General features: G+C 75.3%; 18 protein-coding genes. 9 read left to right on the forward strand and 9 right to left on the reverse strand.

Annotated features, from left to right (window positions below):
- Positions 1-65: 65 nt before the first annotated feature.
- Genes VGI02_RS14605 through VGI02_RS14630 form a run of 6 tightly spaced genes read right to left on the reverse strand, consistent with a single transcriptional unit; the run spans position 66 to position 6,345 of the window.
- Complete coding sequence (locus VGI02_RS14605) at positions 66-719, reverse strand: class II aldolase/adducin family protein (protein ID WP_331628116.1); 654 nt, start codon at positions 717-719, stop codon at positions 66-68.
- On the reverse strand, positions 716-2,236 hold the full coding sequence (locus VGI02_RS14610; RefSeq protein WP_331628117.1) for an FGGY family carbohydrate kinase: 1,521 nt from the start codon (positions 2,234-2,236) through the stop codon (positions 716-718). Before VGI02_RS14610 ends, VGI02_RS14605 begins: the two co-directional genes overlap by 4 nt.
- Entirely contained in the window at positions 2,233-3,303 is a 1,071-nt protein-coding gene (locus tag VGI02_RS14615; RefSeq protein ID WP_331628119.1) for a 2-hydroxyacid dehydrogenase, read from the reverse strand. Before VGI02_RS14615 ends, VGI02_RS14610 begins: the two co-directional genes overlap by 4 nt.
- 23 nt (positions 3,304-3,326) lie before the next feature.
- The gene (locus tag VGI02_RS14620) at positions 3,327-3,812 is read right to left on the reverse strand and encodes a ribose-5-phosphate isomerase (RefSeq protein WP_331628136.1); all 486 of its coding nucleotides are present in this window, start codon (positions 3,810-3,812) and stop codon (positions 3,327-3,329) included.
- Between the two features lie 11 nt (positions 3,813-3,823).
- The gene (locus VGI02_RS14625) at positions 3,824-5,647 is read right to left on the reverse strand and encodes a dihydroxyacetone kinase family protein (protein WP_331628120.1); all 1,824 of its coding nucleotides are present in this window, start codon (positions 5,645-5,647) and stop codon (positions 3,824-3,826) included.
- Positions 5,644-6,345, reverse strand: coding sequence for an HAD family hydrolase (locus VGI02_RS14630; protein WP_331628121.1), 702 nt, complete (start codon positions 6,343-6,345; stop codon positions 5,644-5,646). The genes VGI02_RS14625 and VGI02_RS14630 overlap by 4 nt, the downstream gene beginning before the upstream one ends.
- A 134-nt stretch (positions 6,346-6,479) precedes the next feature.
- Between VGI02_RS14630 and VGI02_RS14635 the strand changes: the two genes are divergently transcribed.
- From VGI02_RS14635 to VGI02_RS14665, 7 genes are all read left to right on the forward strand, one after another.
- Complete coding sequence (locus VGI02_RS14635; protein WP_331628122.1) at positions 6,480-7,280, forward strand: DeoR/GlpR family DNA-binding transcription regulator; 801 nt, start codon at positions 6,480-6,482, stop codon at positions 7,278-7,280.
- Between the two features lie 75 nt (positions 7,281-7,355).
- Positions 7,356-8,693, forward strand: a complete 1,338-nt coding sequence (locus VGI02_RS14640) for an RbtT/DalT/CsbX family MFS transporter (protein ID WP_331628123.1) — start codon at positions 7,356-7,358, stop codon at positions 8,691-8,693.
- Positions 8,690-10,168 (forward strand): FGGY-family carbohydrate kinase, encoded by a 1,479-nt coding sequence (locus tag VGI02_RS14645; RefSeq protein WP_331628124.1) that lies wholly within the window; start codon positions 8,690-8,692, stop codon positions 10,166-10,168. Before VGI02_RS14640 ends, VGI02_RS14645 begins: the two co-directional genes overlap by 4 nt.
- Positions 10,165-10,773 (forward strand): histidine phosphatase family protein, encoded by a 609-nt coding sequence (locus VGI02_RS14650; RefSeq protein WP_414638274.1) that lies wholly within the window; start codon positions 10,165-10,167, stop codon positions 10,771-10,773. Before VGI02_RS14645 ends, VGI02_RS14650 begins: the two co-directional genes overlap by 4 nt.
- Positions 10,774-10,917: 144 nt before the next feature.
- Positions 10,918-12,267: a hypothetical protein gene (locus tag VGI02_RS14655; protein ID WP_331628126.1), complete on the forward strand. Its 1,350-nt coding sequence runs from the start codon at positions 10,918-10,920 to the stop codon at positions 12,265-12,267.
- A 173-nt stretch (positions 12,268-12,440) separates the two neighbouring features.
- Entirely contained in the window at positions 12,441-12,902 is a 462-nt protein-coding gene (locus tag VGI02_RS14660; RefSeq protein ID WP_331628127.1) for an SRPBCC family protein, read from the forward strand.
- A gap of 14 nt (positions 12,903-12,916) precedes the next feature.
- Entirely contained in the window at positions 12,917-13,144 is a 228-nt protein-coding gene (locus tag VGI02_RS14665) for a hypothetical protein (protein WP_331628128.1), read from the forward strand.
- A 174-nt stretch (positions 13,145-13,318) separates the two neighbouring features.
- Here VGI02_RS14665 and VGI02_RS14670 read toward each other — a convergent pair whose 3' ends face one another.
- A complete protein-coding gene (locus tag VGI02_RS14670; protein WP_331628129.1) occupies positions 13,319-14,449 on the reverse strand; it encodes an adenylate/guanylate cyclase domain-containing protein in 1,131 nt (376 codons plus the stop codon).
- 137 nt (positions 14,450-14,586) lie between these two features.
- Here VGI02_RS14670 and VGI02_RS14675 point away from each other — a divergent pair, with 137 nt between their 5' ends.
- Both VGI02_RS14675 and VGI02_RS14680 read left to right on the forward strand, forming a co-directional pair.
- Positions 14,587-15,489, forward strand: coding sequence for a metallophosphoesterase family protein (locus tag VGI02_RS14675; protein ID WP_331628130.1), 903 nt, complete (start codon positions 14,587-14,589; stop codon positions 15,487-15,489).
- Positions 15,477-16,148, forward strand: coding sequence for a 4'-phosphopantetheinyl transferase family protein (locus VGI02_RS14680; RefSeq protein ID WP_331628131.1), 672 nt, complete (start codon positions 15,477-15,479; stop codon positions 16,146-16,148). Before VGI02_RS14675 ends, VGI02_RS14680 begins: the two co-directional genes overlap by 13 nt.
- Positions 16,149-16,490: 342 nt before the next feature.
- On the opposite strand, the gene VGI02_RS14685 is transcribed toward VGI02_RS14680, so the two are convergent.
- Positions 16,491-19,361 (reverse strand): AAA family ATPase, encoded by a 2,871-nt coding sequence (locus VGI02_RS14685; RefSeq protein ID WP_331628132.1) that lies wholly within the window; start codon positions 19,359-19,361, stop codon positions 16,491-16,493.
- The coding region (locus VGI02_RS14690; RefSeq protein WP_414638275.1) for a metallophosphoesterase family protein at positions 19,358-20,246 on the reverse strand (889 nt) is incomplete at its 5' end. The genes VGI02_RS14685 and VGI02_RS14690, both read right to left, overlap by 4 nt.

Genomic DNA, 20,246 nt, shown 5'->3' on the forward strand with positions numbered 1-20,246 from the left:
TGCGCACCGTGACGCCACCCCGGAGGCCGCGGGGAGCCCGCGGGAGCTTCCCACCACCCACGGGCTCAGCGCTGGCCGTAGCTCCGGAGGCGCTCGGCGACGTCGGTGACCTGCTCGGGCGAGAGCAGCCGGGGTGAGCCCACCGCCGCGGCGCGCAGCCACACGTCGCAGAGCCACTCGAGGTGCGCGGCGCCGTCGTACGCCGCGCGCAGCGACCCGGCCAGGACGACGGTGCCGTGGTGGCGCATCACCGCGGCGGTGCGCCCGGCGAGCGCGGCGGAGACGTTCGCCGCGAGCTCGTCGGTGCCGAACGGCGCATACTCGGCCACCGCGACCGCCCCGCCGAAGATCGCGGTCTGGTAGTGCACGAGGGGCACGTCGTCGCGCAGCAGCGAGAGGGCGACGGCGGCCGCGGAGTGGGTGTGCACGACGGCGCGCGCGTCGTGGCGGGCGTAGCAGAGCAGGTGCAGGGGCAGCTCGCTGGTCGGCGCCAGCGCGCCGTCGACGACCGCCCCGTCGAGGTCGACCACGCACACGTCCTCGCCGGTCATCGTGTCGTAGGGGACCCCCGAGGGGGTCACCGCGACGAGGTCACCGACGCGGACCGACAGGTTGCCTGCGGTCCCGGCGACGAGGTGGTCGGCGACCAGGCGCCGGGCGTGCTCGGCGACGGCGTCGCGGGCCTCGTCGAGTCCGGTCCGCTCGCGGCTGCGCGTCATGACGCGTGCATACCAGCGAGTGGTCGCTCCTCGGGACGGCGGAACCCCTGGGCCTGGCGGGCCCAGAAGTCGCGGGCGGTGTCGACGTGGGCGCGGTAGCGCAGATACCCGTCGGCGTAGCACTGCCCGCCCTCGGCGGTCGGCTCCACGACCCGTGACGGTGCCGCCCACGAGGCCGGGTCGACGTCGTCGCCGAGCGCCTGCAGGGCGGTGATCGCGGCTCCGCGGGTCCCGAGCCCCGGGTCGTCGGGGACGACGAGTGGGGTGTCCAGGACGTCGGCGAAGATCTGGGCCCACGGTCCGGAGCGCGAGCCGCCACCGCAGGCCACCAGCCGGCCGTCCCCGGGCGCCGCGAAAGCGGCCCGCTCGAAGCAGTGCCTGGCCGTGTAGGCGATCCCCTCGCAGACCGCACGCACCACGTCGCCGCGCCGCGTCGAGAGCGTGACGCCCTCGATCTGACCGCGGGCCCGGGTGTCGACGAACGGGGCGCGCTCGCCCGAGACGGACAGGAACGGCAGCGCGGACACCCCGCCGGCGCCGGGCCGGGTGCCCTCGAGCAGCCCGCCGAGCGCGTCGATGCCGACCCCCAGGAACTCGAGCATCCAGTCCAGACCGGCCGTTCCGACCATCGCGGGCATCGCCCGGAGCCAGGTCGCCGGGTCCGGCGTGCACAGCCACATCCCGGCGGGCTCGGCGGCGTCGGCGGTCATGTCCACGCGGTCGGTGAACACCTCGCAGGCCAGCGTGGTGCCGATGATCAGCAGACCGTCGCCGGGCTGCGAGAGCCCGGCGCCCGCCGCGCACGCCGGCAGGTCGAAGGGTCCCGCGGTCACCGGGGTGCCCACCGGAAGGCCGGTGATCTCGGCACCGCGGGCGTCGAGGGCGAACACGGTGCCGGGCGGGGCCGGGTCGGGGAGCAGGTGCCGCGACGCGGACACCCCGCAGGCCGCGATCGCGTCCTCGTCGTAGCGGCGGGTCGCGACGTCGAGGAACGGGAGCGACGCGTCCGAGGCGTCGACGGTGATTTCGCCGGTCAGGCGCTGGATCAGTGCGTCCACGCAGTAGCCGGCCACCGCGGCGCGCTCCAGGGACTCGGGCTCGTCGCGGGCGAGCGAGCGCAGCAGCGGCGCGTGGCAGCCGGGGAACAGGCCGGTGCCGGTACGCCGGTAGACCTCGTGGACGGTGCCGTCGTCCTGCCAGGCGCGCACGACGTCGGCCGCGCGGTCGTCGAGCCAGGAGATGGGCGGGCGGGTGGCGTACCCGTCCCGGTCGCGTAGCCACAGTCCGTCGCCCTGGCCGGTGAGCGCGAGGGCCCGGAGGGGCCGGCCCGCGTCGGCGGCGACGCGGCGGATGACGTCGGCCGCCGAGGCGAGCACGTCCTCGAGATCCTGCTCGACCCGGCCGTCGTCGTACTGGTGCAGTGTGCTGGCGCGCTCCGCCGACGCGAGCTTGCGCCCCTCGTCGTCGTAGGCGTCGGCCTTCGTCATCGACGTCCCGACGTCGACCCCGATGATCATGACGTCACCCCGACGGTCCCGAAGCGCTTCGCGGTCTCGTTCGCCGGGTGCGCCAACCGGTCGCCGCGCAGGTAGCGCGCCGCCTCGCTCGCGGCGATCCGGGCCGCACGGTGGGCCGTCTGGCGGGTGGCGCCCGCCAGGTGCGGGGTCGCGACGACGTTCGGCGCGCTGTGCAGCGGCCAGTCCGGCGGGGGCGGTTCGACGTCGTAGACGTCGAGGGCGAGTCCGCCGAGCCGCCCGCTGCGCAGCGCCTCGGGCAGCGGGGCATAGTCGAGCAACCCGCCGCGGGCGGAGTTGACCAGCACCGCACCGCGGGGCATCAGGTCGATCTCGCGGGCGCCGATGATGCCGCGGGTCTCGTCGGTCAGGCGGGCGTGCAGGGAGACCACGGACGAACGCACGAGCAGATCGTCGAGGTCCACGAGCGCGATGCCGTCGGCCGCGGCGGTCGCGCGGTCCGTGTACGGGTCCGCGACCAGCACGGTCGCCCCGAACGCCCTCAGCACCCGCGCGACGATCCGGCCGATGGCGCCGTAGCCGACGAGCCCGACGGTCGCGCCGTCGAGCTCGAGCCCGGCCTCGTCGTAGGCGTAGAAATCGCCCCGCCAGCGCCCGGCGCGCAGCTCGGTGTCGGCGATCGGGATGCGTCGCAGCGCGGCGAGCATCATCCCGACGGCGAACTCGGCGGCGGCCGCGGCGTTGCGCCCCGGGGCCTGCGCGACGGCGACCCCGGCGCGGTCCGCGGCGGCGAGGTCGACGTTGACCGGCCCGCCGCGGCACACCGCGACCATCTCCAGATCGGGGTGGGCCTCGAGGACCCGCGCGGTGAACGGGGCCATCTGGGTCAGGCACACCCGGGCGCCGTCGAGCGCGGCGATCAGGTCCTCCTCGGTGCCCGAGGCCTCGTCGACGACCGAGTCGCCGGAGCCGACCGGCCCGAACGGCTCGGTCGGCCAGGCGGCGGTGAGGGTCGTGGCGTCGAAGTCATCGAGATCCTGCTCGTCGCGCAGGGCCTCGACGAACAGTTCGGGGGCGACGAAATGGTCACCGGCGGCGAGCACACGCATCGTCGGGTGGCTCCTCTCGGGGGTCAGCAGGCCGCGTCGGCCGTCGTCGGCAGCTGGTGGTCGTGCTCGAAGGCGGTGATGTGGCCCAGCTTGGTGGCACTGGCCGACGTCGGGTCGAACTCGTAGCCGAGCCACTCCCCGACGATCTTCTTCGCGAGCTCCGCGCCGATCACGCGTCCGCCCAGGCACAGGACCTGGCAGTCGTTGGACGTGATGGACCGCTCGGCGGAGTAGCTGTCGTGCGCCACGGTGGCGCGGATGCCCTCGACCTTGTTCGCCGAGATCTGCATGCCGATCCCGGTGCCGCAGACGAGGACCGCGCGGTCGGCGTCCCCGTCCGCGACGGCCCGGGCGGCCGCGAGACCGAGCAGCGGGTAGGCACGGTCGTCCTCGGCGTCCGGGACGCCGAGGTCGGTGACCTGGGCGACGCGTTCGTCGTCGCGCAGCATCTCCGCGAGCGCGTCCTTGAGGGCGACGCCCGCGTTGTCGGCGGCGACGGCGATGCGCAGCGTTCTGTCCGTCATCGGTTCTCCTCCCCACATCGCGCGGTGATCTCCCCACCGGCGGCCACGGCCATCAGGGCGAACGAGGTCGCCCCGGGGTCGGGGCTGCCGCGACCGCGGTCGCCGAGCCGGGCGGCGCGCCCGACGGCCGGGGTGAGGTCGGCGGTCCGTTCCGCCGCGGTGCGGGCCTGCTCGGCCGCCTGTCGCCAGGCGGCGGCGACGTCGCGACTGGTGCTGTCGGTGCTCTCGGCGTGGTCGCGCAGGCTCCGGGTGAAGGAGTCGAGCGCGTCGACCATGGTCTTGTCGCCGGGGTGCGCGCCGCCGAGGCCGGTGACGGCGCCCTGGGCGGCGGTGACCGCGTCGGCGAGGTCGCTCGTGGTGACGGCCCGGTCCCCATGGGGCTGGAGCCGGCCACCGGTCTCGGTGAGCAGGACGCCGAAGAGCGCTCCCGAGGCGCCGCCCGCCGCGTCCGCGAGAGCGGTGCCCGCGGCGAGCAGGGCGGTGCCGACGTCGCCTGCCGTGTCTCCGGCGGCGCCCGAGGTGCGGGCGGCGGCCACGGCGGCGCGCATGCCGCGGACGATGCCCTGGCCGTGGTCCCCGTCGGCGGCCACGGCGTCGAGGCGGCCGAGCTCGTCCTCGTGCTCGGTCACCGCACCCAGGGCGGCGGTGAGCGCGGCGGCGGCGATCCCGCCCGCGTCGGGGTCGGTGTCGTCGAGCTCGCGGATCGAGGATGCGGAGCTACACACGTCCAGCGTCAGCGACGCCGCATCGCTGACACCGCCGGAGGCCAGAGTCCCGCCCGCGGGGAGGCGGAAGCCCGGCGTCTCGCACGGCGCGTCGTAGAGGCTCGCGAGCTCGTCGTCCAGCGGCATCAGCGTCAGCGAGAGCCCCGCCATGTCCATGCTGGTGACGAACTCGCCGACCTCCGGACGGTGCGGCGTCAGGCCGGCCTCCCGCAGTCGGGCGTGCACGCGGCCGTAGGTGACGAACAGGTCCTCGTAGGTGGTCGAGCCGAGTCCGTTGAGCAGCACCGCGACGCGACCGTCCCCGAGCTGCGGGACCTGGGGGAGGAGCTGGTCGACGAGGGCGTCGGCGAGCTCGTAGGCGTCCATCGCGTCGGCGGTGCGCATCCCCGGCTCGCCGTGGATGCCGAGACCGAGCTCGACGGAGCCGGGCGCGACCGTGAACAACGGATCGGACTGGCCGGGCAGGGTGCAGCCGTCGAACGCGGCGCCGAAGGTCCGGGTGACCTCGTTGGCGCGCTCACCCATCGCCATGACCGTCGCCAGGTCGTCGCCCCGCTCGGCCGCGGCCCCCAGGACCTTGAAGACGAAGAAGTCGCCCGCCACGCCGCGTCGCTCGGACGCCCGTTCCGGCGGCGCGCTCGCGACGTCGTCGGTGACGATCATCTGGCGCGCCTCGATGCCGTCGGCGGCCAGGCGGCGCCCGGCGAGGCCGAAGTGCATGACGTCCCCGGCGTAGTTCCCGTACGAGAAGATCACGCCGGCCCCGCCGTCGACGGCGCGTGCGACGCGGTAGGCCTGCTCGGCCGACGGGCTGGTGAACACGTCCCCGACGACGGCCGCGTCGGCCAGCCCGGGGCCGACGAGGCCCGCGAACGCCGGGTAGTGCCCGCAGCCGCCGCCGACGATCACGGCGACCTTGCCCCGGCGCGGGGCGGCGTTGGAGAGCACGCCGAACGCGTCGGGCGCCTTGCGGACGGTGCGCGAGTAGGCCGCACACATCCCGTCGACCCAGCGCTGCTTGAAGGTCGCGGGGTCGGACAGGGTGGTCGGCGTGGCGGCGGAGGTGGCGGTCACGGAGGTGGCGGTGGCGGTCATCGGGCGGCTCCTGTGGTCGCGCCGTCGAGGAGCGCCGCGATCTCGTCGCGCGCGCCCCCGACGCCGTCGGCGATCCGGCGGGCCAGCGCGATCGCGTCCGGCTTGGGCGGGTAGGTGGGATTCGGGATCGCGACGACGGTCATCCCCGCGGCCGCCGCGGCCCGGATGCCGTTGCTGGAGTCCTCGACCGCCACACAGCCGCCCGGATCGGCCGCGAGCCGGCGGGCGGCCTCGAGGTAGACGTCCGGGCCGGGCTTGCCGCGCGCGACCTCCGCGGAGGAGACCGTCGCGCGGAACGACGAGGTCAGGTCGTTGCGGGCGAGCACGGCGTCGATGAGCCGTCTCGGGGCGGAGGTGGCGAGCGCGACCGGGACCCGGTCCGCGACCTCGCGGACCATCGCCACGGCGCCGTCGTAGGGCTCCATCCGGCCGCCGCCCAGCGCTTCGACCATGTTGTCGACGACGGCCCGCTCGCAGGTGGCGGCGTCGTCGTGCCCGCCCGCGCGCTCGGCCAGGTAGGCCGACCATTCGGGCGCGCTCATGCCCTGCACGTGCGTGGTGTCCTCGGCGGTCCAGGTGACGCCGTGGTTCGCGGCGTACCGGGTCCACATCTCCTCCCACAGGTGCTCGCTCTCGATGAGCACGCCGTCGAGGTCGAAGACCACCGCGGTGGGGCCCGGGGGTGGGTGGACAGTCATCGTCGATCGCCTCCCAGCATCGATGAGAAGTTAACATCGCAATTGTGATCACGGAAGCGTCGATGGTGAACCAGTTCACGCCGGCCGGGCGCGGCCGCTCGCCGGTGCGCCCGGCCGTCCGCGATGCTGGGGCCGTGAGTGCCGACCAGACGCAGCCCCGCGCGGTGCACGCCCGCACCACGAGGCAGCAGCGCATCGTCGACCACGTGCTGGCCAACGGGTCGGCGAGCGCGGCCGAGCTCGTGGAGCTCACCGGCGTCAGCCTCATGACCGTGCACCGCGACGTGGACGAGCTGGTGCGCCGCGGGCTCGTGCGCAAGTACCGCGGCGGGGTCTCGGCCCAGCCGACCTCGGTGTTCGAGGCGCACTCGGAGTACCGCCGGGCGGTCCGGCTGGGCGAGAAGAACGCCATCGCCGAGGCCGCGCTGGCGATGGTCGAGCCGGGATCGTCGATCATGGTCGACGACTCGTCGACGGCGTTGATGCTGGTCGAACGCCTGCACACGGTCAGTCCGCTGACCGTCGTGACGAACTATCTGCCGGCGATCGCGCTGCTCAAGGACATGGCGGAGGTCCGGCTGATCGCCCTCGGCGGCGACTACTCACGCACCCACGACTCCTTCGGCGGCATCGGCTGCGTGGAGGCCGTCGCGGCGATGTCGGTGGACGTGACCTTCGTGTCGACCTCGTCGATGACGGGCTCGATGACCTATCACCAGGAGCAGGAGATCGTCATGGTCAAGCGGGCCATGCTCGACGCCGCGGCCCGCCGCGTGCTGCTCATGGACTCCGGGAAGGCGCCCCGACGGGCCCTGCACCAGCTGCGCCCGCTGTCCGCGTTCGACGAGCTCGTCATCGACACCGGGGTGTCCGACGACCTGCTCCTCGAGATGCGCGAGCACGCGCGGGTCACGGTGGCGAAGTCCGCGAACTAACACTCAGGGCTTGTGAAGTTCACAGATCTATTGGTACATGTGAGGCGCCGCACACCGAAGTAGAGGGGCGCTGACATGAGCACGACATCACCTGCCGGAACCGCGGCGGAGCGGCCGCTGGTCGGCATCGAGCGCTGGGGCATCCCGCACGCCCTGCGCTGGGGCTTCGTCGGCGTCCTGATCTTCATGATCGGTGACGGGGTCGAGACGAGCTTCCTGTCCTCCTTCCTCGCCGACCCCACCGGCGGCGGCCTCTCGGGCAGCCAGGCCTCGTTCGCGACCGTGACGCTCTACGGCGTCGCCGCGCTCGTGGCCTCGTGGTTCTCCGGCACGCTGTCCGCGATCTGGGGTCCACGTCGGGTGATGTGGCTGGGCGCCGCGATCTGGGTGGTCCTGGAGGTGGTGTTCCTGTTCGTCGCGATCCCCGCCCAGAACGCCGCCCTGATCGTCACCGTCTACGCGGTCCGCGGCCTGGCCTACCCGCTGTTCGCGTTCTCGTTCCTGGTCTGGATCCAGACGATCGCCGAGCCCCGGATGCGCGGGTCGGCGGCCGGCTGGTTCTGGTTCGCGTTCACCGGTGGGCTGCCGACCCTGGGCGCCGCGTTCGCCGCGATCTGCGTGGGCCCGCTGGGGATCAGCGAGTACGCGACGCTGGTGGCCTCGCTGGTGCTGGTCGCCATCGGCGCGGCCATCGGCTGCTTCGCGGTCACCGAGCCGCACGGCCTGGCGCCCATTGCCGACGAGACCGTCGCGCACCCCCGTAGCCTCGCCCGGTTGACCGAGGGCATCGACATCCTGTGGCGCGACAAGCGCACGATCGCCGGCTTCTTCGTCCGGCTGGTCAACACCGCACCGCAGTACGGGTTCTTCGCGATGTTCCCGTTCGTGTTCGGCCCCGACACCCCGGGCGGCGGGTTCCTGACGACCGCGGAGGTCGCCGTCCTCTCGACCGTCGCGTACGCGGCGAACATCGGCGCCAACCTGTTCTTCGGCGTCTTCGGTGACTACTTCGGTTGGCGGCGCACGGTCACCGTGTTCGGCTGCCTGGGCTGCGCGGTGGCCACCCCGCTCTGGTACTTCGGGGCCGTCGCCTCGCAGAACTTCCTGTTCACCGCGATCCTGGGCGCCGTGTACGGCATCGTCCTCGCGGGCTTCGTGCCGCTCTCGGCCCTGATGCCCTCGATGGTGGCGGTGAAGGACAAGGGCGCTGCCTTGGCGATCCTCAACACCGGCGCCGGCGGCGCGGCCCTGCTCGGCCCGCTCACCGTCACCGCGTTGTTCCCGCTCTTCGGCGGCGGTGGCGTCGCGATCGCCTACTGCCTGATGTACCTGGTCGTCGCCGGGGTCTCGCTCGTGATCCGCTCCGGGATCGACCCGGGGGTCGTGCGACGCCGGGAGGCCGCCGCCGCGTGAGCAGGATCTGGATCGGGGTCGACCTCGGCACGCAGGGGGTCCGGGCCGTGGCCGTCGACGACGTCGGCACGGTCCGGGCCTCGGCGTCCCAGCGGCTCTCGAGCCGTCGGTGGCGTGGTGACGACGGCTCCGCCCGCCACGAGCAGGACCCCGCGGCGTGGTGTGCGGGTGCCGATCAGGTCCTCGCGGAGGTGGGGTCCGGCGTCGGGGCGGCCGATGTGGCCGGCGTCGCCGTCGACGGCACGTCGGGCACCGTCGTGCTCACGACGCCGGACGGCACCCCGCTGACACCGGGCGTCATGTACGACGACGCCCGGGGCCGCGCGCATGCGGGCACGGTCCGCCAGGCGGGCGCGGCGCTCTGGGCGGAGCTGGGCTACCGGGTCGGGGACAGCTGGGCGCTGCCCACGGCGCTCGCGCTGCTCGCCGACCACCCCGACGCCCGCGTCCGTCACCAGACCGACCACGTCACCGCGCACCTCGTCGGGCACCCGACGGCAACCGACACCTCCACCGCCCTCAAGACCGGCTACGACCTGCGTCGCGACCGGTGGCCCGCCGACGTCCTCGACGCCCTCGGGCTCGACCCGGGGCGGCTGCCCGAGGTGGTGGCCCCGGGCGCCGAGCTCGGACGGGTCGGGCCGGAGGCGTCCGAGCGCTGCGGGCTCGCGGTGGGCACGCCCGTCCTGGCCGGGATGACCGACGGGTGCGCCGCCCAGCTCGGCGCCGGGGCGGTCGCGCCGGGTGAGTGGAACGCCGTGCTGGGCACCACCCTCGTCGTGAAGGGCGTGACGGCGGAGCTGCTGCGCGACCCGGGTGGCACCGTCTACTGCCACCGCGGCCCGCAGGGCGGGTGGTGGCTCCCGGGCGGCGCGTCCAACGTCGGGGCCGCGGTACTCGCCGACGTCGTCGACCCGGCGCGGTTCGACCCGGTCACCGCCGCCCTGGAGGCCGACCCACCCGCTGACGTCCCGGTCGTCCTGCCGCTGCGCGGTCGGGGCGAGCGGTTCCCGTTCGACGCGCCGGAAGCGGTCGGCTTCTGGCTCGACGGCGAACGGCCCCGCGGGCTGGACTCGCTGGTCGACGCGGTCGGGGAGACGGCGGCGTTCGCCGGGCTCGCCGAGGGAGTGGCGTTCGTCGAACGGCTCGCGTTCTCCCACCTCGCCGCGATCGGGGCCGAGGTCTCGGGGAGGCGGGTGATCAGCGGCGGAGCGACGGCCAACGGCTGGTGGAACCGCCGCCGCGCCGCGGTCCTGGGGGTGCCGCTGGTCCGCCCGCGGGCCGCCGAGCCGGCCGTCGGGATGGCGCTGCTCGCCCGGGCCGCGGCGGACGCCGGGGGTGCCGAGCCCGACCTCGTTGCGGCCCGCGACACCATGGTGCACGTCGCGGAGACCTACGAGCCGGCCCCGGACCCGGCCGTCGAGGACCGCTACGGCCGCTTCGAGGCGGCACTCGTGGGGAAGGGATGGGTGTGACCGAACTGGTCCTGGTCCGCCACGGGCAGACCGAGTGGCACGCCGACAACCGCTACGCCGGACGCTCCGACGTCGCGCTGACCCGCCGGGGTCACGACCAGGCCGAGGAGCTCGCCCGCTGGGCGTCCGGAGCTGGACTCGACGCCGTGCTCACCTCGCCGCTGACCCGCGCGCGGGGCACCGCCGGCCCCGCCGCCGCAGCTGCGGGTCTCGACCCGGTCGTCGACGAGCGGCTGGTCGAGGTCGACTTCGGGAAGGGCGACGGGCTCACCCGCGACGAGATGGCCGCCCAGTTCCCGGAGGCGCTGACGGCCTTCCTCGCCGCGCCCGCGTCGTGTCCGCTGCCGGGCGGCGAGACCGGGGCGGCCGCGATCGCCCGGGCCCGCCCGGTGCTCGACGAGGCGTGTCGGGACCGTCCCGACGGGCGCGTGCTCGTCGTCGCCCACCAGACCCTGCTGCGACTGCTCCTGTGTGACCTGCTCCGGATCCCCCTCGATCAGTACCGGTCGGTGCTTCCCCGGCTGGAACCGGCGGCACGGACCGTGGTGGTCCCGGCAGTTGACGGGCCGGCTGCGCTGCGTGTCCTCAACACCTACGGCGGGTGACACCACCGGCGTTCGTGAGCGGCATCCCACCATCGGTCGCGTCTCGATGACCGTTCACCGCTGTTCACGCCACGTCGGGTGACACGTGTTGGGGCGAACGGTCCACTCCGGTGCATCCGAACCGACCACTCGGGGGAGGGCACCGTGACGGCGGGTCCCATGCCGGCGGCGCTGCCGCACACGTCCACCGGAGCGAGGAGCTCCTTCGTCCCCAGGATCGACCTCACCTCGGCGCGCATCGTCGGATTCGTGGCCACCCTCGGCGAGCTGCGGCCCGGCCGCGGCACCGGCGAGGACGGCCTGGAGCCGTTCGAGGATCGCATCGACCGGGAGATCGCCGACGTCCTCGTGGCGGCCCGGGCGGCGGGCACCTCGCCGGCGACCGTGCATCTGCCGGTGGCCGCCGACGCCGTCGCGTGGGCACCGCACCGGCTCCGCGCCGTCCGGCCCGCGATGCTGCACGGTGCGGGCCGCGGCGCCGGGGTGTCGTTGCTGCTGCGCCCGCGTGTCCGCTCCGCGTCCACGGCCGCGCTCGAGCAGGGGATCGGGCAGGCGCGACGGGACGGGTTCGGGATCGCCCTGCCCGCGTCCGGATTCGCCCCTCCCGAGATCGTCCGGTTGGCACCCGACCAGCTGGTGCTCGACCCGGCCTGCCTCGTCGGCGTCGGGGCGGGCGACCCCTGCGCGCTGGCGACCCTCGAGGCCGCGACGACGCTCGCCCGGGCGGGCGCCGCGGTGCTCGTGGCCGACGGCGTGCGCGACGAGGCGTTGCTGCGCGAGCTCCGCCGCCGGGGCGTGCAGGTCGCCTCCGGCCCGATCCTGGCTGCCGACCAGCCGTCGGCCCGGCCCGTCGAGGCCACGCTGGCCCCGGGCCTGTGGTCGCGGCTGCGGGCCACCGAGCCGGAGGTCGAGGTCGCCGAGCCGACTCCGGCCGGCCCCGACCGCGAGCTGACCCTCGGCGACGTCGCCCGCCCCGCCACCGTCGTGGCGGACACCGCCACCGGCGACGAGGTCCGCGCCGCGCTCGCCGACGATCAGGACTGCGCGGGCGTGGTGCTCGTGGACGTGGAGGGCCGCCCGACCGGCTACGTGGACCGGAACCGGTTCCTGCTGACGATCGCCGGGCCCTACGGCCGGGCGGTGTTCGCCCACCGCAGCGCGGCCCGGCTCGCCGACGAGCCGACGCTGCGCCCGACGACGACGCGGGTCCGGGACGCCGTCCGGGAGCGGCTCGACGGGGACCCGGGACGCCGCTACGACGACACCGTGCTCACCGAGCCCGACGGGCGCACCGTGCGGGTGGCCCGGTTCGCCGACCTCGTCCGCGCCCTGGACCCGGCGGGCGGTCCGGCGCCGATCGCGGCCCCGGCGCCTGTCGCGGCTCCGGCGGCGTCGGCCGATGCCGGCTCGGGCGCGGTCGGGGCGGCGACCCGGCGCGGCCGGCACCGGCTGGTGGGGCTGAGCCCGCGCCCGGCCGGGATCGTCGTGGGCTGACCGCAGCGGGCTCGGCCGCCGTGGCGTTCCGGCGAGGGGCACCCCTGGGCGGTTCTCTCGAGCGAGGGGCCCCTTGGGTCGAAACGACGGGGGCCGGTGCGCGGGGTGCGTCGGGGGAGTAGGCAGGGCATCACCACGGGGCCCAGCGGGGCGCCCCCGAGGGAGGAGCCGCCATGGCGCAGGTGAGGGCCACCGTCAGTCGCACGATCGCCGCCGACCCGGAGAAGGTGCTGGGCGCGCTCTCGGACTACCGCGAGACCCGCCCGGCGATCCTCACCGAGCACTACCGCGACTACCGGGTGGAGTCCGGCGGCGGCGGCGCGGGGAGCGTCGTCGGCTGGGTGCTGCAGGCGACCTCGAAGCGGCAGCGGGACCAGGTCGTCGACGTGTCCGCCGACCCGTCCGGCGGCGTCATCGAGACCGACCGCAACTCCAGCATGGTCACCACCTGGCGGGTCCGTCCCGAGGGACCGGGCGCCGCGACCGTCGAGGTCGACACGCACTGGGACGGGGCGAGCGGGATCGGCGGGTTCTTCGAGCGGATGTTCGCGCCGAAGGGCCTCGCCCGGATCCACGGCGGGGTGCTCGAGAACCTGGAGCGCAGGCTCGCCGCGCACGGCCGGAGCCCCGTCTGACGTAGGGTGCTCCCATGGTGGAGCGCCTCGCGGCGAGGCTCGGAATCTCGCAGATGCGTTTGTTGCTCGGTGGCTGGGCCCTCGCCGCCGTGCTGCTGGTGGTGGGCCTCCTGCTCGTCCTCAATGGCGCGACGATCTCGGGCGCGGTCGTGTTCCTGCTCGGCGTGATCACGTCGATGACCGTCGCCGTCAACCTCTTGCGTCTCCGAGCGGCCGAACAGGCGGCGAAGCAGCCCGAATAGCACTCCACCGGGTGAACTCGTGTGGTGATCGAGGGTACTCACTGGACGCGGACGTGTTCTGTGCCTCACCGTTGTCCCTACCGACGGACGGTTGGTATCGGTGTTCGGGGAATACCGATTGCCGAGGTCGGCGGCGGTCGCTGGGGAGCGGACCGCCGTCGATCTCGGCTCCTCTCATGGCGTGGCGGACACCCGGTAGAGGCGCTGAGCCCCCCGGATGCCCTTGAACCGCCGCGGCGCCGCGACCCGCCACCGGAACTCGGCGTCCTCACCGATCTGGGCGACCACCGCGTCGTGCACCGCCGCCGTCACCACGACCTGACCCGGCCGCGCCGTCGCCGTCACCCGTGAGGCGAGGTTGACCGGCGGGCCGAACCAGTCGCCCGCGTGCGGCACACCGATCCCCGTCGCGATCCCGACGCGGACGTCCGGGCGCCCGTCCTCGGCGTCGGCCCAGCGTCGGGCCAGCTCCACCGCCGTCCGGACCAGCGCGACGCTGTCCGAGGAGACCAGCATGACGGCGTCGCCGATGGTCTTCGCCAGCCGCACCGGCCGGGCGACGATCTCGGTCGCGCAGGCCGCGAGCTCCTCGGCGACCTCCGAGAGCTCGGTCGCCGAGATGTTCTCGCCGAGGTCGGTGAAGCCCACCAGGTCGGCGAAACACACCGCGACCTCCTGCGCGCCCTGCATCCGGCCCGCCGAGGACTCCTCGACCGCGATGGCGTGCGAGCGGATGCGGTCGGCGAGCGCGACCGCCACGAGATGGGTGAGGTGCAGCGCGTCCTCCTCGGCGAACCGGCGCGCCTCGATCGCGTAGCGCAGCGCGGACTCCGGGTCGGGCTCGCCCGCCGCGAGCAGCGCCTCCCCGATCATCGAGCCGAGGGCATCGGCCATGTTGAGCACGCCGCGCCCGATCGCCCGGACCACCGGCATCATGTCCTCGTCGCCGAAGCCGAGGGTGCGGTAGTGCTCGATCCGCTGCGCGATCTCGGCGTCCTCGTCGGTGTAGATCGCCTCGTCGGAGTCGGTGGACACCGGGCGACCGAGCGCGCGGAACCACTTCGAGACGACCTCGGGGTCCTGGCCGGTGTGGGCGCAGATCGAGGTCATCGACCAGCCGTCCTCGGGGTTGAGCGTGCGCTCGAGCAGCAGCAGGCCCAGCCGGTCGCGGTCGATGGCGTCGCGCATCGTCTCGAGACCGACCCCGTCCCCGGACAGCGCGTGCAGCACGTCGACCCGGATGCGCCGCTGATCGCCCGACAGACCCTCGAGGAGCCCGGCGCGGTCGTACTCGGTCTCCGCCATCGCCGAACGCAGACGTTGCGGGATCGGGAGCGAGGTCGTGGGGCGCGGCGGCACTGCCACATCGTGACAAAGTCGGCGGGGGACGTCTCGGTCAGGACTCGGTGGTCACCATCCCGGCGGACTATCGTGATCACCTGATGGCACCACGCCTGCTCGCGACCAGCGACCTCCACGTCAACCGCACCGAGAACGAGGCGGTCGTCGAGGACCTGTACCCCACCGACCCCGGGGACTGGCTCATCGTCGCCGGCGACGTCGGAGACCGCGTGGAGCACCTGCGCCGGACGATGTCGATCCTCGCCGCACGCTTCGCCCGCGTGATCTGGGTGCCGGGCAACCATGAGCTGTGGACCCCGTCGGACGAGGAGGTCGACGCGGTCGGGCCCGCGCGCTACACCCACCTCGTCGAGGTCTGCCGCTCGCTCGGGGTGCTCACGCCCGAGGACGAGTGGCCGGTGTGGGAGGGCGAGGGCGGGCCCGCGCTCGTGTGCCCGCTGTTCCTGCTCTACGACTATTCGTGGCGCGTGCGTCCGGACATGGTCGGGCTCGACGACCGGGCGGCGCTCGACGTGGCCCGCGAGGCCGGTGTGGTGTGCACCGACGAGTTCCTCATGTCCAGCGACCCGCACCCGGGTCCGCCGGCCTGGTGCGCCGAGCGGCTCGGGATCTCGCGGGCCCGGCTGGCTGCGCGGCCGGCAGGGATGCCGACGGTGCTGATCAACCACTGGCCGCTCACCGAGCTGCCGCTGCGCATCCTGCGCCACCCCGAGTTCGCGCTGTGGTGCGGCTCGGCCGAGACGGCGCGCTGGCACCTCGAGTACGAGGCGGCCGCCGTCGTCTACGGGCACCTGCACCTCCCGCGGACCACCTGGGAGGACGGGGTGCGCTTCGAGGAAGTCTCGGTCGGCTACCCGCGGGAGTGGCAGAACCACGGCCTCGTCCGCGGACCGCTGCGCCAGATCCTCCCGGCGCCGCCGGAGCAGGAGCACGACCCGTTCACGGCCTGGGCCATCTCCAAGGGTGCGCCGTGGGGGCGGTAGAGCTGCTGTCGTCGGTGCTCCCCGCGCCCGTCGTCGCGGTGGCCTGCGTCTCCGACGACGATGCCGGCCCGCTGCACCCGAGCGAGGCGCCCGCCGTCGAGCGGGCCGTCGAGTCGCGGCGCGCGGAGTTCACGACGGGTCGGGCCTGCGCGCGTGAGGCTCTGGCTTCGCTCGGGGCGCCGACCGCGGCGGTGCCGGTGGGGGAGAAGCGGGCGCCGGTCTGGCCCGAGGGGGTGGTCGGGTCGATCACGCACACCCGCGGGTTCCGCGGCGCCGCGGTGGCGTGGCGCGCGTCGGTGCGCTCGGTGGGGATCGACGCCGAGGCCCACGACGCCCTCCCCGACGGCGTCCTCGAGGCGGTGTCCTCGGAGTCCGAGCGGGCGGGGCTGGCGCGCTTGTCGGCGGCCCGGCCGGAGGTGTCCTGGGACCGGGTGCTGTTCTCGGCGAAGGAGTCGGTCTACAAGACCTGGTTCCCGCTGACCGGCCGGTGGCTGGGGTTCGAGGATGCCGAGCTCGAGCCGGCGCCGGACGGGACGTTCCTGGCTCGCCTGCTCGTCGAGGGGCCGACCGTGGACGGGGCAGTGGTGTCGTCGTTCCACGGGCGGTGGGCCGTCGACGGCGGGATCCTGGTGACGGCGATCGCGCTGCCCGCGCGCTGAGTGGGTGTGGGCGGGGCGGGGCGCGGTGGCCTCGCGAGGGGCACATCAGGCCTCGCGAGGGGCACAGCAGGCACGCGAATTGGGCTCGTGGGGTGCCTGGAGTGCTCGTGATCAAGGGGTGTGCCGGCACGCGGGCCCCGGCCGGAGCTGGCGGGCGGTGAGGGGCGCATCAGGCACGCGAAGTGGGGTCGTGGGGTGCCTGGAGTGCTCGTGATCAAGGCCGGGCGTGCTGCGTGGTCGGCTGGCGCGACCCCGCTGCAGCGAGGGGCACATCAGGCACGCGAAGTGGGCTCGTGGGGTGCCTGGTGTGCTCGTGATCAAGGAGGGGCAGGCGGAAGCAGCTCAGCCGGTGTCGCGCAGCGGGTCCTCGGCCGACCCGGTCGCCTCACCGGCCCCGACCTCCGCGGACGACGCAGGCTCGTGGGACGGCACCGCCGCGGGCGGCGGGAGCGAGGGGGAGAGCGCCACGGTCCGCGCGGCACCGATCCCGCGGTAGCGCGCCGGGCTGCACGTGAGCACCACGACCTGGTGGGTGGTCCCCGTGGTCGCGGCGGTGAACACGGCCGCGAGTCGTTCGAGGCGCGCGGGGTCGGAGTGCCCGAGCGCGTCGTCGATCATCACCGGCACGCCGTCCTCGGCGTCGACCAGCGCGGCGACCGCCAGCCGCGCGCACAGCCCGAGCTGCTCCTTCGCGCCGCTGGAGAGCGCCTCGAACGGCACCGTCACCCCTTTCAGCGTGCGGGCGACGATCCGCAGCCCGGGGTCGACCTCGAGGGCCAGCGAGGAGCCGAACACGATCCGCGCGAGGCGCTCGACCTCGCGGCGGAACGGTGCGACGTAGGCCTGCCGGACCTCCTCGCGGTGGCGCGCGAGCGTGGTGTGCAGGCGAGCCGCCGCGGCCGCGCGCCGGGCCACGGAGGCGTGCTCCCGCTCGGCGGCGGCGAGCTCGTCGCGGGCGGCGGTGAGTCGGTCGTGCCTGCCTTCGCCCCCGGCCATCTGGAGCCGCCCGGTGACCTCGGCGCGCCGGCGCTCGACCTCGGCGCTGCGCTCGGTGAGCGCATCGGTGGCCCGGCGGGCGGACACGACGAGGGCCTCGACGGTGTCCGGGTCGTCCGCGGCGAGCGCGGCGGCCCGCTGCTCGTGGTCGGCCTCCATGCGGCGCGCGCGGGCGAGGGTGTCGGTGGCCTCGGCGTCGAGCGCGTCGTCGGGCTGCGCGGCGCGGGCGTCGGCGAGCTCGGCGGCCAGCCGGTCGGCGTCGCTGCGCGCGACGGCGCCGGTGGTCCGGGCCGCGGCGACCTCGGACTCGGCGGCGCGGACCGCATCGTCGTAGCGCCGCCACGCCTGCTCGGCCTCCTCGGCCGCGCGGCGGGCGTCCCCGGCCGCGTCCCGGGCGTCTGCCGCGTCGCGGCGCAGTCCGTCCAGCTCGGCGGTGCGCGCCGCCCGGGCCGCGTCATCGGGGCCGTCGGGATCGTCGACGCGGGCCGGGTCGTCGAAGAGGGCGGGACCCGCGGGCTCCCGGCGGCCCTTGCGCCGGGCTGACCGTGGCTCCTCGACGGGCTCCGGGCGCAACCGCTCGGCGAGCCGGTCGACCTCGGCGCGGACCTCGGCGGTGGTGCGCCCACCCAGCTCGCGCTCGAGCACCGCCGCGAGCTCGCGGGTCCGTCCGGCCGCGTCCTCGGCGGCGTGGCGGGCGGCTCGGGCGGCCGGCACGTCGGTGACCCCGAGGTCGGCGCAGGCGCGGTCGCGTGCCTCGCGGGCCTGCTCCACACGGCGTCGGGCCTCCGCGCCGTCGAGCCCGGGGCGGACCCGCACCTCGACCACGCCCGACACGCCGATCGTCACGGGCCCGGCCACGGGGACGTTGCGGGTCTCGCCCGGCGCCACCGGCTCGCCGTCGGCGGTCACCCCGTGCGCGCCGTCGAGGCCGACGACCTCGACGGTGCCCGCGCCCGCGGCGAGCTCGGCCTCCGCCCGCACCACCTGTCGGTCGAGATCTTCGAGCGACTCCACCGCCGCGGCGTCGACCCGGCCCCCGGCGGCTGCGCGCTCCACCTCGCGGCGGGCCGTGTCGGCCGCCTCGGCCCGGCGGAGGCGCTCGGAGAGGTCCGCGAGCTCTGCGCGATCGCGTGCGGTGGCCAGCGCGTCGTCCGCGGTGCGGGACGCGGTGTCGGCTCCGGTCGCGGCGGCGCGTGCAGCCTCCCAGGCCGCCCGCTGCTCGTCGCGGTCGGACCGGCGGGCCGTGTCGCGCTCCTCGTGCGTCGCGATCGCGGTGTCCGCGGCGTCGGCGGTGCGCGCGGCGCCGTCGGCCCGCTCGATCAGCCGGGCGCGCTCGGCCTGCCGGTCGGTGGACCGCCGGGCCCGCTCGCGCGAGGCCTCCGCCCGCTCGGCCGCCGCCGCGACCTCGAGCCTGCGGGCCTCGAACGCCGACCAGCGGTCCTCCAGCTCGTGCGCCCGATCGGACTGGCCGCGGCGCTCCACGGCGAGCGAGGACGCCTCCCGGTCGAGGTCGGCGCGCAGGGTGACGTCGCGCTCCACCTCGGCGACCGACGCCTCGGCCGCCTCGGCCTCCGTCCGGGCGTTCGTCAGCCGCTCGGTGGCCTCGCGCAGCGGGCCGACCGGGCGGTGGTGGCCACCGTGGTAGCGCCGGACCTCGGCGAGGGCCCGCTCGACGAGGTCCTCGGCCGCGGCATCGGCGCCGGGGACCACCGGGCCACCCGCGCCCGACGCCCCGGACGCCGCGCGGTCCAGCGCGCGGGTGAGCGCGTCCTGGCCACCGAGATCCGCCTGCCCCAGCGGGGTGTGCTGCTCCACGCGCAGCGCCCGCCACAGGCTGCGGTCCATCGTCTCGTCGAGGATCGCGAGCATCCGCTCGTGCGCCTCGCGCCCGGTCAGCTGCTCGGCGGTGGGCGCGAGGACGGTCAGCTCGGTGAGCTTCCGGCGGACCCAGCGCTTGCGGTAGACGACGCGGTACGACCCGGTGACGATCTCGGCCTCGACCTCGGGGCCCGCGTCGCGGCCCGCGGGTGCCGCGGCGCGGACCTCGGCCGCCGTCGAGCTGTCCCGGAAGTCGACGAGCAGGTCGAGCGCCGAGACGGTGGAGGTCTTGCCGACCTCGTTGTCGCCCTCGAGCACCGTGACGCCCTGCTCGGCGAGGTGGACCTCGCGGTCGTGCACGCCGCGGAAGTTCGTCAGGCGGATGCGCAGCAGCCTCACCGCTCACCCCCGACGGCGGCGAGCCGGTGCAGCAGCGCGAGCGCGTCGAGCGCCTCGGGGTCCTCGGCCTCGGCGGCCAGGTCGGCCGCGGCGGAGGCGGCGAACCCCGACAGGCCCAGGGCCTCGACGTCCGCGTCGTCCGGGCGGGTGACCAGCTCGGCGGTGTCGACCTCAAGGGCGGCGAGCACCGGCGCGTGGCCGGCGAGCAGGTCGTCGAGGCGGGCCCGCTGCCGCAGCGTGAGCGTGCCCTCGCACGCCAGGCGCAGCGCGGTGCGTTCCGGGGCGGGGAGCCCACCGAGGCGGGTGTCGAGCGCCTCGAGGTCGTCGTCGGTGTCGAGGACCGCGCGCTCCCGGGTGAACGCCCACCGCCCGACGCGCACCGGCCGGACGGCGGCCCCGCCCGCGTCGGCGTCGACGACGAGCACGTTGCCGGGATCGGTCTCGTCGTGCGCGGTGACCTCCGGCGCGCCGGAGTAGCCGATGCGCGACTCGCCCGGCAGCGCCCAGGTGGAGTGCCGGTCGCCCAGCGCCACGTAGTGCACCCGGCCGTCCGCGAGCGCCGCGCGGCACGCGTCGGTGTGGATCACCGCCGGGTCGTGCGCGTCGGGGGAGAGGACGTCGACCGCGCCGTGCCCCGCGAGCACCCGGACGACGCCGGGCGGGGCGGGCTCGAGGGCCCGCAGCTGGTCGGCCACGAGGTCCGAGAGCGGGCGCTTCGAGCTCCACGGCGCCGCGACCACCTCGATGCCGGGAGCGATCTCGTGGACCCCCGCGTGGTCGAGGACGGTGACGTGCGACGGGACCCGGCGCGCGAAATCCGCCCGCCGCATCACCAGGGCGGCGTCCGCCGGGTCGTGGTTCCCGGGCAGGAGCAGCACCGGCACG

Source organism: Actinomycetospora sp. (assembly GCF_036497245.1).
Lineage (GTDB): Bacteria > Actinomycetota > Actinomycetes > Mycobacteriales > Pseudonocardiaceae > Actinomycetospora.